This is a genomic window from Bradyrhizobium sp. CCBAU 51627, from assembly GCF_028128765.1.
Taxonomy (GTDB): Bacteria; Pseudomonadota; Alphaproteobacteria; order Rhizobiales; family Xanthobacteraceae; genus Bradyrhizobium.
On the sequence record NZ_LBJG01000024.1, the window covers coordinates 101814 to 117950 of the forward strand.

At 64.1% G+C, this 16137-nt stretch carries 10 protein-coding genes; 2 read left to right on the forward strand and 8 right to left on the reverse strand.

Annotation, left to right across the window (positions count from 1 at the left end; genetic code table 11):
- Positions 1-2: 2 nt before the first annotated feature.
- The 3 genes from glgB to XH88_RS15465 are packed head-to-tail and all read right to left on the reverse strand — an operon-like array spanning position 3 to position 7394.
- The gene (glgB, locus tag XH88_RS15455; protein ID WP_271669161.1) at positions 3-2150 is read right to left on the reverse strand and encodes a 1,4-alpha-glucan branching protein GlgB; all 2148 of its coding nucleotides are present in this window, start codon (positions 2148-2150) and stop codon (positions 3-5) included.
- Entirely contained in the window at positions 2143-5436 is a 3294-nt protein-coding gene (gene treS, locus XH88_RS15460; RefSeq protein ID WP_271669162.1) for a maltose alpha-D-glucosyltransferase, read from the reverse strand. Before treS ends, glgB begins: the two co-directional genes overlap by 8 nt.
- A gap of 11 nt (positions 5437-5447) precedes the next feature.
- Positions 5448-7394 (reverse strand): maltotransferase domain-containing protein, encoded by a 1947-nt coding sequence (locus tag XH88_RS15465; protein ID WP_271669163.1) that lies wholly within the window; start codon positions 7392-7394, stop codon positions 5448-5450.
- Positions 7395-7598: 204 nt separating this feature from the next.
- Here XH88_RS15465 and malQ point away from each other — a divergent pair, with 204 nt between their 5' ends.
- Positions 7599-9578, forward strand: coding sequence for a 4-alpha-glucanotransferase (malQ, locus tag XH88_RS15470; protein WP_271669164.1), 1980 nt, complete (start codon positions 7599-7601; stop codon positions 9576-9578).
- Between the two features lie 30 nt (positions 9579-9608).
- Complete coding sequence (locus tag XH88_RS15475) at positions 9609-11408, forward strand: glycoside hydrolase family 15 protein (protein ID WP_271669165.1); 1800 nt, start codon at positions 9609-9611, stop codon at positions 11406-11408.
- A gap of 91 nt (positions 11409-11499) precedes the next feature.
- Here XH88_RS15475 and XH88_RS15480 read toward each other — a convergent pair whose 3' ends face one another.
- From XH88_RS15480 to gnd, 5 genes are read right to left on the reverse strand one after another with little or no spacing between them, the layout of a single operon-like run.
- Positions 11500-12312: an HAD family hydrolase gene (locus XH88_RS15480; protein ID WP_271669166.1), complete on the reverse strand. Its 813-nt coding sequence runs from the start codon at positions 12310-12312 to the stop codon at positions 11500-11502.
- The gene (locus XH88_RS15485) at positions 12309-12851 is read right to left on the reverse strand and encodes a gluconokinase (RefSeq protein ID WP_271669167.1); all 543 of its coding nucleotides are present in this window, start codon (positions 12849-12851) and stop codon (positions 12309-12311) included. The genes XH88_RS15480 and XH88_RS15485 overlap by 4 nt, the downstream gene beginning before the upstream one ends.
- Entirely contained in the window at positions 12838-13587 is a 750-nt protein-coding gene (gene pgl / locus XH88_RS15490; protein WP_271669168.1) for a 6-phosphogluconolactonase, read from the reverse strand. Before pgl ends, XH88_RS15485 begins: the two co-directional genes overlap by 14 nt.
- A complete protein-coding gene (zwf, locus tag XH88_RS15495) occupies positions 13587-15098 on the reverse strand; it encodes a glucose-6-phosphate dehydrogenase (RefSeq protein ID WP_271669169.1) in 1512 nt (503 codons plus the stop codon). The genes pgl and zwf overlap by 1 nt, the downstream gene beginning before the upstream one ends.
- A 27-nt stretch (positions 15099-15125) precedes the next feature.
- The gene (gnd, locus tag XH88_RS15500; protein ID WP_271669170.1) at positions 15126-16124 is read right to left on the reverse strand and encodes a phosphogluconate dehydrogenase (NAD(+)-dependent, decarboxylating); all 999 of its coding nucleotides are present in this window, start codon (positions 16122-16124) and stop codon (positions 15126-15128) included.
- Positions 16125-16137: the final 13 nt, after the last annotated feature.

The window sequence follows — 16137 nt, forward strand, 5'->3', positions numbered from 1 at the left end:
GGTCAGCTTTCCGGAACGAGGAAGATCGCAGCGAGTGGCGGAATGGTGAGACGGAGCTCGGGCGCCTTGCCGTCAACGGTCTGGACCTCGCCGATGTTCCCGACATTGGTGCCGCCATAATGGGCGGAGTCCGAATTGAACACCTCTTTCCACTTGCCGGCGAACGGCACGGGGACGCGGTAGTTGCGATAGACATTGGGCGAGAAGTTGACGACCACGAGACACCGCGCGTGGTCGTCAAAGCCCTTGCGCAGCCAGGCGAAAACGTTGCGGTTGGCATCATCAGTGATCAGCCATTCGAAGCCGGCCTGGTCGCAATCCATCTGGTGCAGCGCCGGCACGGCGCGATAGAGCCGGTTGAGGTCGCGGACCAGCGACTGGATGCCCTGATGGTACTTGTATTCGAGCAGGTGCCAGTCGAGCGACTGGTCGTGATTCCACTCGCTGCTCTGCGCGATCTCGCCGCCCATGAACAGCAGCTTCTTGCCGGGATGGCCGAACATGAAGCTGTAATAGGCGCGCAGATTGGCAAAGCGTTGCCATTCGTCACCAGGCATGCGGCCGAAGATCGAGCGTTTGCCATGCACGACTTCGTCATGCGACAGCGGCAGGATGAAATTTTCCGAGAACGCGTAGTGCAGGCCGAACAGGATCTCGCCGTGGTGGTATTTGCGGTGGATCGGATCCTTGCTGATGTAGTTCAGCGTGTCGTGCATCCAGCCCATGTTCCACTTGTAGCCGAAGCCGAGACCGCCGAACTCCACGGGACGCGAGACTTGCGGCCAGGCGGTCGACTCCTCAGCCGCCGTGGTCGCCTGCGGAAAACGCGCGAACAGTTCGGTGTTGAAGCGGCGCAGGAAATTGATCGCCTCGATGTTCTCGCGGCCGCCGTACTGGTTCGGGATCCAGGCGCCGGGCGGGCGGCTGTAGTCGAGGTACAGCATGGATGCGACCGCGTCGACGCGCAGGCCGTCGATGGCATAGCGCTCCAGCCAGAACAGCGCGTTCGAGACCAGGAAGTTGGTCACTTCGGTGCGGCCGTAATTGTAGATCAGTGTGCCCCAGTCGAGATGGCGGCCCTGCAGCGGGTTGGCGTGCTCGTAGAGCGAGGTGCCGTCAAACTGGCCGAGCCCGTGCGGGTCGTCGGGGAAATGGCCGGGGACCCAGTCGAGCAGCACGCCGATGCCTTCGCGATGGCAGGCATCGATCAGCGCGGCAAAATCCCCAGGCCCGCCGAAGCGGCTGGTCGGCGCATAGAGTCCGGTCGGCTGATAGCCCCAGGAGCCGTCGAACGGATGCTCGCTGACAGGCAGGAATTCGAGATGGGTGAAGCCCATGTCGCGCGCATAGGCCGGCAGCTGCTCGGCGAGATCGCGATAGCTCAGCCATTCGTTGCCGTCCTTGCGTCGCCATGAGCCGAGATGGACCTCGTAGATCGACATCGGTGCCGCCAGCGCGTTGATGCCATCGGGCGCGGGGCGCGGCCGCGGCAAGTGCGCCTCGTCGAACACGATGGAGGCGGTCTTCGGCCGCAGCTCGCTCGCGAACGCCAGCGGGTCGGATTTCAGCGGCAGCAGGTGGCCGTGTGGCCCGATGATCTCGAACTTGTAATGATCGCCCGCCTTCGCGTGGGGAATGAACAATTCCCAATACCCGGCGCCGCGCACCCGCATCGGGTGACGCCGTCCGTCCCAGAAATTGAAATCGCCGACCACCGAGACGCGCCGCGCATTCGGCGCCAGCACCACGAAGCCGATGCCGTCGATGCCCTCCAGCCGCATCGGATGCGCCCCGAGCTTGTCGTAAAGGCGCTGATGCGTGCCTTCGCCGAGCAAATAAAGATCGAAGTCGGTCAGGATCGGCGGGAAACGATAGGCATCCTCGAATTCGACGACGTTGTCGCCGAATTTTGCCCGGAGCTGGTAGTGCCTGGAGCCGTTGGGCAATGCGCCGATGAACAGACCGGAATCGTGGACGCGGTCGAGCCTGGCGACCTCGCCATGTTCTCCGACCGCCTCGACGTTCGAGGCGTCGGGCAGAAACGCGCGCACGACATTCTTGCCGCCTTCGGGGTGGCGTCCGAGATAGTGGAAGGGGTCGGAGTGCCGGCCCTCGATGATCGCATAGGCTTCGGCAGGCAGTTTAGGCATGGGCTCCGCTCGCGGCACTGGACAGAATGCGAAGCAGGCCGGCCAGCGGCGCGTGGAGTCCCTCAGGCCGGTGGGACAGCTCGTACTCTACCTCGTCGAACGCTTGATCAAGCAGGAAAAACCTTAACATGCTTTCCGCGGAATGGTTCTCTTCCGGCCAGAGCCGCCGGTCGGTCATGGTCTCGCGGTAGGCGGACAGGAAGGTCGCGGTAGCGTGTTTGCGCCATTCCTCGAGCGCGGTGGTGATCCGGCCCTGTTCGTCGCTCCCGCCCGAGAGCGCCCGGGCGAGCGCCGCGTTAACCGAAAGATCAATCGAGCGGACGAGGCCCGCGACGTCGCGGGCCGCCGGCAGCCGGCGCCGCTTGTCGGCCAGCGCCAGATGCGGATCGCCGTCGAAGTCGATGATGAAGATGTCATCCTTCACGATCAGAGTTTGCCCGAGACGGAAGTCGCCATGATGACGGATGTTCAACCCGCCGATGTCGGATGGCAAGAGCGCGTTGATATGGTCCGGCAAGGCCGCGCGCACTGCGACCAGCCGATCGATCAGTGGCCGGTCGCTTTCGCGCAGGCCCTCCCTGATATCGGCGAGCCGCTCGAGGACGCGCTCCGCGCGCGCCCTGAGGTCGGTCGTCCAGCGCTTGATGTCCGCGGGACCGACAGGTTCAGGGGCCAGGTCGGCGGATTTTGCGGCGGCGAGCGCCATGTGCAGCTCGGCGAGCCGGCGGCCGATCTGGGCCATGAAGTGCAGATAGGGCGCCTGCTCCTGGGTCTCGCGCTGCGTTTCGCCGGCCGGCAACACCCGTTGCTCGTCGACATAGCGGTCGAGATAGCCCGTGGTGACGGCCCAGCCGTCACCCTGGTTCTCGACATAGGCATGCAGCACGCCGATCGCGCTGCTTGTGTCGCCCTCGACCAGCTCGATGCTGCCGAGCAGCGCCGGTGTATTGGGAAAGCGCGCGACCTCGGTGAGATAGCGGCCGATCTCGATCTCCGGATTGGCGCCGCTTTCGAGGCGGCGATAGATCTTGGCGACATATTGGTTGTCGACCAGCGCAGTGCTGTTGGACTGCTCGACCGCACGGATGCGCGCGGGCTCCTTCACGATGTAATCCGCGAACAGGCTGGTCGGCTTGAACTCGAGCCGCAGATTGTTTTCTTCCACCACCAGGTTCTGCGACAAGCCACGCAGGAACAGCCCGATGAAGATCTGGTCGGTGGCGACGTCGAGCAGCGTACCTTCGCGTGCGCCCTGGCGCACGGCGGCAAGTGCCTTTGGGTTGAACCGCTCGCGGTCGAAGCGGACCCACTCGATCTGCATCGGCAGCACGTAGCGGGTCGTGACGTCGTCCTGCGTCGTCTCGAAGAACGCGATCCAAGGCCTGTTGTCGCCGATGTCGCTGAAGGGCACCGCTGACGTCAGCGTCGCTTTGATATGCTTGGGATTGTGCTCGGGATACCAGCGCGTCCGCGACAGGAAACCCGGCAGCACGTCGCGCTCGAACACGCCGCGCTCGCGGGCGAGCGAGACCCAGTTCGAGTTCACCGGCACCACCAGGGTTTCGAACTCCGGCACCGCGCGCGGCGCCACCGGCTCGGACTTGTCGCGCTCCTGGAGCTGGAACCAGTAGAAGCCGTAGGGCCCCAGCGTGATCATGTAGGGCAGTTCGCCGATCGCCGGAAAGCGCGTGCGGCCGAGCATTTCCTGCGGGATGCGGTCCTTCCACGGCGACAGATCGAGCTCGGTCGCCTGCGCCGCGCGCGACAGATTGGCGACGCAGAGGATCACTTCGTCGCGATATTGCCGGACATAGGCGAGCACGGCGCGGTTGGCCGGGCGGATGAAGGTCATGGTGCCGCGGCCGAAGGCCAGCGTCGACTTGCGCACCGAGATCAGCCGCTTGGTGGCGCTGAGCAGCGAGGACAGGCTGCGCGACTGCGCCTCCACGTTGACGGACTCGTAGCCGTAGACGGGATCCATGATCAGCGGCGCGTAGAGGCGGGCGGGATCGGCACGGGAGAAGCCGCCGTTGCGATCCGGGCTCCACTGCATCGGCGTGCGCACGCCGTTGCGGTCGCCGAGGTAGATATTATCGCCCATCCCGATCTCGTCGCCGTAATAGATGATCGGCGTGCCCGGGAATGACAGCAGCAGCGAGTTCATCAACTCGATCTTGCGGCGGTCATTGTCCATCAGCGGCGCCAGCCGCCGGCGGATGCCGACATTGATGCGGGCGCGGGGGTCGTTGGCATAGGTAGTCCAGAGATAGTCGCGCTCGACGTCGGTGACCATCTCCAGCGTCAGCTCGTCATGGTTGCGCAGGAACAGCGCCCACTGGCAGCTCGCGGGGATATCAGGCGTCTGGCGCAGGATATCGGTGATCGGAAAACGGTCCTCCTGCGCGATCGCCATGTAGATGCGCGGCATCAGCGGGAAGTGGTAGGCCATGTGGCATTCGTCGCCGCGGCCGAAATATTCCTGCACGTCCTCCGGCCATTGATTGGCCTCGGCCAGCAAGAGCTTGCCCTTGGAGTAGGCGTCCAATTCCTGGCGCAGGCGCTTGATGATCGCGTGCGTCTCGGGGAGGTTCTCGTTCGAGGTGCCCTCGCGCTCGCAGAGATAGGGAATGGCGTCCAGCCGGAAGCCGTCGACGCCGGCATCCAGCCAGCGCTTCATCACCTGGATGATGGCGCTGACGACGCGCGGATTGTCGAAATTGAGGTCGGGCTGGTGCGAGAAGAAGCGGTGCCAGTAGAATGCGCCCGCCTCGGGATCCCAGGTCCAGTTCGACTTCTCGGTGTCGGTGAAGATGATCCGCGTGCCCTGGTATTTCTGGTCGGTGTCGCTCCAGACATACCAGTTGCGGGCACTCGAGCCGGCGGGGCTGCGTCGCGCGCGCTTGAACCATTTGTGTTGGTCCGAGGTGTGGTTGACCACGAGCTCGGTGATGACGCGCAAGCCTCGCTTCTGCGCTTCCTGGATGAAGCGCTTGAAGTCCTTCATCGTCCCGAAATCAGGATTGACGGCGCCGTAGTCGCCGATGTCGTAACCGTCGTCGCGACCGGGCGAGGGATAGAATGGCAGCAGCCACAGCGCGGTGACGCCGAGATCCTGGAGATAGGGCAGCTTCTCGGTCAACCCTGCGAAATCGCCGATGCCGTCATTGTTGCTGTCGGCGAAGGCCTTGACGTGGAGCTGGTAGATGATGGCGTCCTTGTACCAGAGCTCATCCACGATCTCGGCAGCCTCAGCCTTCTTGGTGTCGACGGAAGACAGAACATTCATGGCGTGACCCCTTACGCCAGGCAGCGGAACATGAGCGCCGGATCGCGGTCGGGATCGATACGCAACCTGATCCCGCCCCATTCGATGCGGGACTGTTCGCCCGTGATGAGATTTTCGATTGTCGTGACGTGGCGGCGTTCGCCGCCGACGTCGATGGTGAGGCCGCCGAGTGGCAACCAGAATTCACGCACGTGGCGCGAGAGGGCGATGACCGCGACAACGGTGTTGGCCAGCTCAGCTGCTTCCTTTACGAAGGCAATCGTCTCGCCGTCCTCGATGCCGAGGAAACGCAGATTGATGGTCTGCTGCAGCGCCGCGTTGTCGTTGCGGATGCGGTTGAGCGCCGTGATGTAGGGCTTGATGTTGCCGGGCTCGTCCCAGTCGCGCGGGCGGATCTGGTACTTCTCGGAATCCAGATATTCTTCGTGGCCTGGGAGGGCCTCATGCTCAAGCAGCTCGAAGCCGCCATAGAGACCGTAATTGCCCGACAGCGTGGCGGCCAGCGCAACGCGCGACTTGAACATCCAGGCTTCGCCGCTCTGGAGATGATAGGGCAGGAGGTCCGCGGTGTTGGCGAACAGGTGCGGGCGATAGAAGTCGCGCTCCGGATAGCCGGTCATTTCGCCGAGATATTGCTCCAGCTCCCACTTCCCGGTGCGCCAGGGGAAATAGCTGAAGGACTGCGAGAAGCCGAGCTTGGCGAGCCCCTTCATCAGCTTCGGTCGCGCAAAGGTCTTGGAGAACAGGATCACCTCCGGGTGTCGCGAGCGGATGTCGCGGATCAGCCACTCCCAGAACGGAAGCGGCGCGGTGTCGTGATTGTCGATCGCGAAGATGGTCACACCATGATCGATCCAGAACAGCATGGCATCGCGAAAGGCGTTCCACAGCCCGACCCGGTCGACGGAGGCGAAATCGGGAATCACGATATCGGAATAGGGACCATCCGCCGTCCGCACCGAACGGTCCGGCCGCCATTTGAACCATTCCGGATGCTGCGTCAGCCAGGGATGATCCGGCGAGCATTGCACGGCGAAGTCGAGCGCAAGCTCGAGGCCGTATTCGAGACAGGTCGCGACCAGCGCGCGGAAATCCTCGATGGTGCCGAGCTCGGGATGCAGCGCATCGTGGCCGCCTTCGGCAGCGCCGATGGCGTAGGGCGAGCCCGGCTCGCCTTCGGTTGCAACCGGCGCATTGTTGCGGCCCTTGCGCCTGCTGCGGCCGATCGGGTGGATCGGCGTGAAATACAGGACGTCAAAGCCCATCGCGGCGATATCCGGCACGCGCGCGATACAGTCGCGGAGCGTGCCGTGCCGGCCGGCAACTTGGCTCTGACTGCGCGGCATCATCTGATACCAGGCGCCGAAGCGCGCTCTGTCGCGGTCGATAACAAGCGGAAAGTTTGGCGAGCGGGTCAGGTCGGGGCGGGCCTGGCTCTCGGCCATGGCCTCGCCAAGGTCAGCCGCAAGCAGCGGCGCGACATCGCCGCTGCCGAGATAATCCTCGCATTGCCTCGTGATCACGGCCGCGGCGTCCTGCCGCGCACCATGCGCCTTGGTCAGCAGGCCCGCACCCTCGATGGCATCGAGCGTCACATCGCCGCCGGCTAGCTGCTTGCGTTCGAGTCCGTGGCGCCAGGTGGCGAATTCGTCGGTCCAGGCTTCGATGGCATAGACATATTGGCCTGCTTCGGTCGGCACGAACGCGCCGGACCAGCGGTCATCGCCGTGATGGATCATCGTCTCGCGTCGCCATTCCCGCTCCTGCTCGCCGCGCCAGACCAGCGCGGCGCTGATGGTCGCATCGCCGCCGCGATAGATGTCGGCCCACACCTCGACCCGATCGCCCGCAATCCGCTTCACGGCGAAGCGGCCGCCGTCGATCGAGGGATAGACGTCTTCGATCAGGAAAGCGCTGCCGGCAGCGGCACTCTCGACAGTTTGAATTGTCTTGTTCACGGTGATGCCATTGACAAGAAAGCAGGGGCCCGTTTCCCTTGCCGGGAACCTACGCTTGATACCACTATAGAAAGCCGCTTGTGTGTCATTGGTTCCCTGGGGAACAGCAGGCGCAGTTCGTGAGTTAAGTGCGACTAACCTCTTCCGCGACCACGTTAAAATCGATGCCACCGGCCTGATAAGGGCCTGCAAGCTGCGTGCCGAATGGACCTTTTAGCTCAAGCCCGGATCAAGGGCGTCCAATCCGAATTCGTCGATGCGCTCGGAAAGCTGCGGGTCACCGCGCCCGAGGCGCTCAAATCCATCCTCGAGGCCCTGCCGGAGAAGCGGGTCTATTGCTTCGCAAGCGGGCCGGTCGTGGTGCGCGCACTGGGCAATCCGCGCACCGAGCTTGCCTCTGTCGGCACTGCGCCGCTGAGGTGGAAAATCACCGCCAACGGCCAAGTCAATGACAAAGCCAATGTGATTGCACGGGGCGAGACGCGCGAGCCCGTGATCGCCTGGCCCGCCGGCCTGCCGCTCGGTTATCACCGGCTGACGCTGACTGACGGTGCGGGGGCGACGGAAGAGGTGCCGATGATCGTGGCACCCGAGCGGGCCTTTGGCGGCGAGTTCGACCGCGGCTGGTTGCTCGCCGTGCAGCTCTACAGCGTCCGCTCGAACCGCAATTGGGGCATCGGCGATTTCACTGATCTCGCCGGCCTCGTCAGGCTGGCAAAGCAATTGGGCGCTGACGGCGTCGGGCTCAATCCGTTGCATGTCCTGTTCGACGACCAGCCGGGCGATTGCAGTCCTTACTCGCCGAACAGCCGGCTGTTTCTCAATCCGCTCTACATCGACGTCGAGGCCATCCCGGAATTTTCGGCAGACCTCATCCCGGACGCGGCCGCCACCGCCGCGCGGCTGCGCGAAGGTGACCGTGTCCCCTATGCCGACATGGCGGCGCTGAAATGGCTGGGCCTGCGTGCGGCCTTTGACAGTTTCGTGAAAAGCGCGAGCGGCGTCCGCCGAAATCAGTTTGATGCTTTCCGCGCCGACCGAGGACCGCTGTTATCGCGCTTTGCCTGCTTCGAAGTGCTGCGGCATCGTTTCAATGCGCCATGGTGGGAATGGCCGGCGGAATGGCGGCAGCCGGACGATGCCAAATGCGCTGGCCTGCGCAATGGCCCCGACAGGCGGGAGGTCGAGTTCGTCGAGTTCGTGCAATGGACCGCTGACGCGCAACTGCACGCGGCCAAGCAGCTCTCGACCGAACTCGGCATGCGCGTCGGGCTTTATCTCGACGTCGCCGTCGGCGTGCAGTCCAATGGCTTCGATGCCTGGAATGAGCAGGCGGCGATCTCCCGCCACCTCGCGGTCGGCGCGCCGCCCGACGTCCTCAACACTGTCGGGCAGGATTGGGGCCTTGCCGGCTTCAACGCGGGCGGCCTGGAGGCGCAATCCTTCGTGCCCTTCGCCAACATGCTGGCCGCCTCGATGCGCCATGCCGGTGCCATCAGGCTCGATCACGTGCTGGGCTTGAAGCGGCTTTATCTGGTGCCGCGCGGCTTCAAGCCCGACAACGGCGCCTATGTGCAGATGCCGCTCGAGGCGCTGCTGGCCGCGGTGGTGCGCGAGAGCGTCATCCATAAATGCATCGTGATCGGCGAAGACCTCGGCACCGTGCCGGAAGGTTTTCGCGAGACCATGCAGGATTTCGGCATCTGGTCGTACCTCGTCATGATGTTCGAGCGCGACGATGCCGGCCATTTCCGCAATGTCGATCATTACCGCCCGAACGCGCTGGTGACGCTGAACACGCATGATCTCTGCACCTATGCGGGCTGGCGCTCATTCAGCGATCTCAAGATGAAGCGATCGCTGAGGCTCGATCCCGGCGAGGACGATCAGGCCCGCTGGAATGCGCTCGGCGGGCTCGACGAGATCCTGCGTCAGAACGGTATCAACGCCAACGATCTCTATTCGGTGCTGACCTTCCTGTCGCGCACGCCCTCGCGGCTGCTTGCGGTGTCGATGGAGGATCTGCTCGGGGTGATCGACCAGCCCAACATTCCCGGCACGATCGACGAGCATCCGAACTGGCGCCAGCGCCTGCCTGTCGCCCTCGACAAGATCGCGACCAAGATCGATCTCGCGGCTTTGAAGGCCGCGACGCGGGAACGTTCGCTGCACGGTGGGAGTTGATTCACCGGGATTTCCAGGGTTCGGAAAACATTGTCACAGAAGATCGAGGACTATGCGCTGATCGGCGACTGCGAGACCGCAGCGCTGGTGGGGCGGCACGGCTCGATCGACTGGCTGTGCTGGCCAGCCTTCGATTCCGACGCCTGCTTTGCCGCAATCCTCGGCACCCACAAGAATGGGCGCTGGCTGATCGCGCCGAGCGAGGACGCGACCGCGATTTCGCGCCGCTATGTTGGCGACACCCTCATCCTGGAAACGCGCTTTGAAACGAACAGCGGCATTGTCGCGCTGATCGATTTCATGCCGCCGCGCGGCAAGGCTTCCGACATCGTGCGGCTGGTGCGCGGCCTCGAGGGCACAGTGAAGATGCGGATGGAGCTCGTGCTCCGCTTCGGCTTCGGCGTCAATATCCCCTGGGTACGGCGGATCGACCATTCGCTGCTGGCGATCGCCGGCCAGGACATGACCGTGCTGCGCACGCCGGCCGAGACGCGCGGCGAGGACCTGACCACGGTCTCCGAGTTCGAGGTGAAAGCCGGCGAGACCGTGCCATTCGTGCTGACCTACGGCCCCTCCCATCTCGATCCGCCCGAGCCGATCGACCCGGAGACCGCGCTCCGGGAGACCGAGAAATTCTGGGAGGAGTGGTGCAGCCCTTGTACCCGCGACGGCCCGTATCACGATTTGGTCGTGCGCTCACTGATCACGCTGAAGGCGCTGACGTTCGATCCGACCGGCGGCATCGTCGCGGCTCCCACCACCTCGCTTCCCGAAAAGCTTGGTGGCAGCAGGAACTGGGATTACCGCTTCTGCTGGCTGCGCGATGCAACCTTCACGTTGCTGGCGCTGATGAACTCCGGTTACACCGAGGAAGCGTCAGCCTGGCACAATTGGCTGCTGCGCGCAGCGGCTGGTTCGCCCGCCAACATGCAGATCATGTACGGCATCTGGGGGCAGCGGCGGCTCCTGGAATGGGAGGCCGGCTGGCTCGACGGCTATGAGAGCGCACAGCCGGTGCGCGTCGGCAATGCGGCGCATGCGCAGCTTCAGCTCGACGTGTACGGTGAACTGATTGACGCCTTCCATCAGTCACGCATGGCCAGGCTCAAGCTGAACGAGGAGAGCTGGGCGCTGGAATGCGCCGTGCTGCAGCATCTTGCCGAAGTCTGGGACCAGCCCGATCACGGCATCTGGGAGCGGCGCGGCGAGCCGAAGCACTACGTGTTCTCCAAGGTAATGACCTGGGTTGCCTTCGACCGGGCCATCAAGAGCGCCGAGACGTTTGGCTTCAGGGCGCCGCTGCTGCACTGGCGCACCTTGCGCGAGGCCATTCATCGCGACGTCTGCAATAAGGGATTTGATGCGCAGGAGAAGACGTTCGTCGAATCCTATGGGTCGAAACTGCTCGATGCCAGCCTGCTGCTGTTGCCCGGTGTCGGCTTCCTGGCGCCGGAAGACCCGCGCATCCGGGGCACCATCGCGGCCGTCGAGAAGCATTTGATATGCGACGGTTTCGTGCTGCGGCATGATCCGCGCGAGCTGGCTGCGGGCCAGCCGCCGCTCGAAGGCGCGTTCCTGGCCTGCAGCCTGTGGCTCGCCGACGCCTATGTGTTGTCGGGCGATCCCGACAAGGCGCAGGCCTTGTTCGACCGCGTGGTCGGGATCGCGAACGATGTCGGGTTGCTGGCCGAAGAATACGACACCGTGGCCCGCCGCCAGACCGGCAATTTCCCGCAGGCGCTGACCCATATCGCGCTGATCAACACCGCGCACAATCTGTCGGCTGCACGGCATAAGAGCGAGAAGCCGGCGATGCAGCGGTCGAAATAGGGACGGTAGATTCTATCCGTTCCCTCCCTCCCTTGTGGGGGAGGAAACGTACTGTGATCGCGGCACCCGTTGAGTCTCGTCTTATCGATCCTCAACCCACCCCGTTGCGCTTCAAGATCATCTCCATCGCCTCGGCAAAACCGTCCTGCTCGTTGCTGGCGGTGACGTGCGTGGCTTGATCCTTGACGTTATCAGCGGCATTGCCCATGGCGATCGAGGTGCCGCTGACGCTGAACATGGCGAGGTCGTTCTGCATGTCACCGATGGTGGCGACCGCATCCAGGGAAATGCCGAGGCGCTTGGCCATGGCCTGAACGAAGGTACCCTTGTTGAAGCCGGGTGGGGTGATATCGAGATAATAGGTCTGCGAGCGCACCGCGGTCGCCTCGCTGCCGAGCGCCTGCTGCATCGCCTTCTCGCAACGTTCCAGACCTGCCGCATCGGCGCTGGCGCCGACGATCTTGCAGGCGCTCGAAAGGTATGGCGAGAAATCCGTGACGATGGTGGGGTCGGCGCGGATCGTGTGCTGCTCGTGGGCGACGTAGCTGCCGCGAGGGTTGTCGATCAGCCATTTGTCCGCCGTGAACAACCAGATATCGGCGCGGAAATCCCTGAGGATCTGCAGCGATCGTTGCGCGGCATTTGCCGGGATGAGGTGCTGTTCGACCGGCCTCATCTCGGGGTCGATGATCGATGAGCCGTTGAACGGACCGACCGGCAACCAGAGCGTCAGCGGGTCGATCAAGAAGCGCATGCCGATCGCGGGGCGGCTGGAGGTGATGGTGAAGCCGATGCCGGCCTGGTGCAGCCGCTGCACCGCGCCCCGCGCGCGTTCCGTCAGCGTCTTGTCCTTGGTCAGCAGCGTGCCGTCGACGTCCGAGACCACGAGTGAGATTTTCGTCATGTGATGGCCCTGCTTGTCCCGCTGTCGATTTTCAGCTGCCGCACGATGCCGTCCACGATCGCCTCGACGGTTTCGTCGATCGACGCGGTGATCACATGCTCGCCCGCTTCCGGCGGCTCGAGCGTATTGAACTGGCTGGTAAGGAGGCCGGACGGCATGAAATGGCCCTTGCGGTGGGCGAGGCGATCGGCGATCAGCTCCTGCGTCCCCTTCAGGAAAATGAAGCGGACGTCGTCGCGTCCGCGCAGCAGCACGTTGCGATAGGTGTGCTTGAGTGCGGAACAGGCGATGATGACGTGCTCACCCTTGTTGCAGACCCGCGCGATCTCGTCAGCGATGGCATTGAGCCAGGGCCAACGGTCCTCGTCGGTGAGCGGATGGCCGGCCCGCATCTTCTCCACGTTACTGGCGGGGTGAAAGCTGTCGCCGTCCTCGAACCGCCAACCGAGGCGCTCGCCGAGCGCCGCTGCAACTGTACTCTTTCCCGAGCCCGACACGCCCATCACGATCAAGGCACAAGGTGCTTTAACGCCCGCCACGAATTCCCTCCGGAAGCGCGGCCCTGTCAACCAGCCAGACGGTCTCACCATTCGAGCGCGCGCGTAATGCCGGCAGATTCTCGCCATTGAGCAGGCGCGTCAAGATCGGCTGCTTGTCGTGGCCTGCGATCTCGAACAGCATCTCGCGGCAGGAGGCCAGGGCGGGCAGGGTGAGCGAGACCCGCGGCACGAAGGGCGCGACGTTGGCCTTGGGGACACCGACGACCCAGCGCGTGATCTCCTCGACGGCAGGATAGCCTGGAAAGAGCGAGGCGGTGTGGCCGTCCGGGCCCGCGCCCATCAGGGCGAGATCGAACAGCGGACGCGCCGGATCGAGACTTTCAGAACCGTAGAAGGCCTTTAGCCCGCGTGCATAGGCGTCAGCGGCCAGATCGGGATTTTCCAGCGTCGTCGGGATCGGATGGATGTGTCCGGGCGGAGCGTTACCATCGAGAAACGCGGCGCGCGCGACCGCCATGTTGTTGAGGGGATCGCTCGCGAGGACAAACCGCTCATCACCGATGAACCAGTGCACGCGCGCCCAGGGGATTTTGCCGCGCCAGGCGTCGCCGCCGAGCAACTGGTAGAGCTTCTTCGGGCTCGAGCCGCCGGTGAGGCAGATCGCGATGCGGCCGGGATTGGCTGACATCCGCGCCATCACCCGTTCCGCTGCCGCTTGCGCCAGGGCCTCGGCGTCGGCGACGACGATCAGCTTCGGCTCTGCGGCCGCCGCCATCACGAGAACTTCCGCCAGCTGCGGCCGTCGCGCCGCAGCAGCTCGTCGGCGCATCTGGGGCCATCGCTGCCGGCCTCGTAGGTCTCGATGCCGTTGCTGCCGGCCGTCTTCCAGGCGTCCAGGAACGGTTGCACCGCCTGCCAGCCGGCCTCGATGCCGTCGGCGCGCTGGAACAGGATGTTGTCGCCGATCATGCAGTCGTAGATCAGCGTCTCGTAGCCGGTCGACGGATCGGCCCGGAAATAATCGCCGTAGCGGAATTTCATCTCGACGCCGTCGATGGTGATGCTCGGCCCCGGGATCTTGGCGTTGAACTGCAGCTCGATGGTCTCGGTCGGCGCGATGCCAATGGTGAGGAAGTTCTGCGAGAGACGGTCGACCGTCGTGCCCGAGAACATCGACAGCGGCGCCTGCTTGAACTTGATCGCCACCTCGGTGCGCTTGTGACCGAGCGCCTTGCCCGTGCGCAAATAGAAGGGCACGCCGGCCCAGCGCCAATTGTCGATCATCAGCTTCAGCGCGACGAAGGTCTCGGTGGTGCTGCCAGGCTTGACGTCCTCGGTCTTGCGGTAATCAGGAATGTCCTCGTCGCCGATCCGCCCCGAGAGATATTGTGCGCGCACCGAATTCCTCAGCGCTTCCTCCAGGCTCGGCTGCTGGATCGAGGTGAGCACCTCGGCCTTCTCCGAGCGCACGGAATGAGCATCGAAACGCGCGGGCGGCTCCATCGCGACCAGTGACATCAGCTGGAACAGGTGGTTCGGCACCATGTCGCGCAGCGCGCCGGTGGCATCGTAGAAGCCGCCGCGATGGCCGACGCCGAGCTTCTCCTCGACCGTGATCTGGATGTGATCGATATGGTTGCGATTCCAGATCGGCTCGAACATGCCGTTGGCAAAGCGCAGCACCAGGATGTTCTGCACCGTCTCCTTGCCGAGATAGTGATCGATCCGGTAGATCTGGTGTTCCTGCATGATCTTCAGCAACTCGGCGTTCAGCGCCTTGGCCGAGGCGAGATCGGTGCCAAAAGGCTTTTCGATCACCAGCCGTCGCCAGGCGCCGTTCTCCTTCATCATGCCGGTACGGCCAAGCTCGCGCGCAGTCGGTGCGAAGGCGGCCGGTGGGGTCGCGAGATAGAACAGGCGGTTGCCGCCGGTGCCTTGCGAGCATTCCAGTCCATCGAGATGCTCGCGCAGACGGTCGAACGACGGCGGGTCCTTCGCATCGGCTTCGACGAAAGTCACGCATTCCAGCAGCTTCTTGGCGATATCGTCGTCAATGGGCCGCGTCGCGAACTGACGCAAGCCCTTCAACAGACCGTCCCGCAGTTCGTCATCGGACTGGCTCCGCCGGGCTACGCCGACGACACAGAATTTCTCCGGCAGCAGGTGCTCGGCGGCGAGATTATAGAGCGAGGGCATCACGAGGCGATGGGTGAGATCGCCGGTGACACCGAAAATGACGAAGGCGCAGTTTTCCGGCTTGCGCTTGGCTTGCGGGTCTTTTGTCACGAACGAGTGGCCTTCGCGTTGTTGCTCTTATTTCGATTTCGAAGCGCCCGGCTGCTTCGGCTCCTTGTGGCCGCCGAAACCCGCGCGCATCGCGGAGAGAATTTTTTCGGCGAAGGTGTGTTCCTTGCGGGAACGGAAACGTGCGTAGAGCGCCGCGGTCAGCACCTCGGCCGGCACGGCCTCGTCGATCGCGGCGTTCACGGTCCAGCGTCCCTCGCCGGAATCCTCCACGAAGCCGGAATATTCCGCCAAAGCCGGGCTGTCGGCGAGCGCGGTCGAGGTGAGGTCGAGCAGCCAGGACGGGATCACGCTGCCGCGCCGCCACACTTCGGCGATGTCGGCGAGGTCGAAATCATAGCGGTGATCGGCCGGCAAAGCTTCGATATTGGCGTTCTTGAGAATATCGAACCCTTCGGCATAGGCCTGCATCAGGCCGTATTCGATGCCGTTGTGGATCATCTTGACGAAATGGCCGGCGCCGACGGGGCCGGCATGGATGTAGCCTTGCTCGATGCGGCGATCGCGCCCTTGACGTCCCTCGGTGCGCGGAATGTCGCCGGCGCCGGGGGCCAGCACGGCGAAGATCGGATCGAGCCGGTCGACGACCGCTTTCTCGCCGCCGATCATCATGCAATAGCCGCGCTCGAGACCCCAGACGCCGCCTGAGGTGCCGACGTCGACATAGTGGATGCCGCGCGCCTTGAGCGCCTTGCCGCGGCGAACGTCGTCCTGCCAGAAGGTGTTGCCGCCGTCGATGATGACGTCGCCCTCCTGCATCACGCCCGCGATCGTGTCGATGGTGGTCTCGGTGATATGGCCGGCCGGCAGCATCACCCAGGCCGTGCGCGGCCGCTCCAGTTTCGAGATGAACTCCTCCAGGCTCGCCGAGCCGACCGCGCCGTCCGCGGCAAGGCCGGCGACGGCCTTGGCGTCCTTGTCATAGACCACGGTCGAATGTCCGTGGCGCATCAGCCGGCGAACGATGTTGCCGCCCATCCGGCCGAGGCCGATCATGCCGAGTTGCATTGCGAAGTTCCCT

Bases quoted from the DNA above. Each gene is read 5' to 3' on its own strand.
- glgB (WP_271669161.1), bottom strand. From the start codon at position 2,150: ATGCCTAAACTGCCTGCCGAAGCCTATGCGATCATCGAGGGCCGGCAC.
- treS (WP_271669162.1), bottom strand. From the start codon at position 5,436: ATGAATGTTCTGTCTTCCGTCGACACCAAGAAGGCTGAGGCTGCCGAG.
- pgl (WP_271669168.1), bottom strand. From the start codon at position 13,587: ATGGCGGCGGCCGCAGAGCCGAAGCTGATCGTCGTCGCCGACGCCGAG.
- malQ (WP_271669164.1), top strand. From the start codon at position 7,599: ATGGACCTTTTAGCTCAAGCCCGGATCAAGGGCGTCCAATCCGAATTC.
- XH88_RS15480 (WP_271669166.1), bottom strand. From the start codon at position 12,312: ATGACGAAAATCTCACTCGTGGTCTCGGACGTCGACGGCACGCTGCTG.
- gnd (WP_271669170.1), bottom strand. From the start codon at position 16,124: ATGCAACTCGGCATGATCGGCCTCGGCCGGATGGGCGGCAACATCGTT.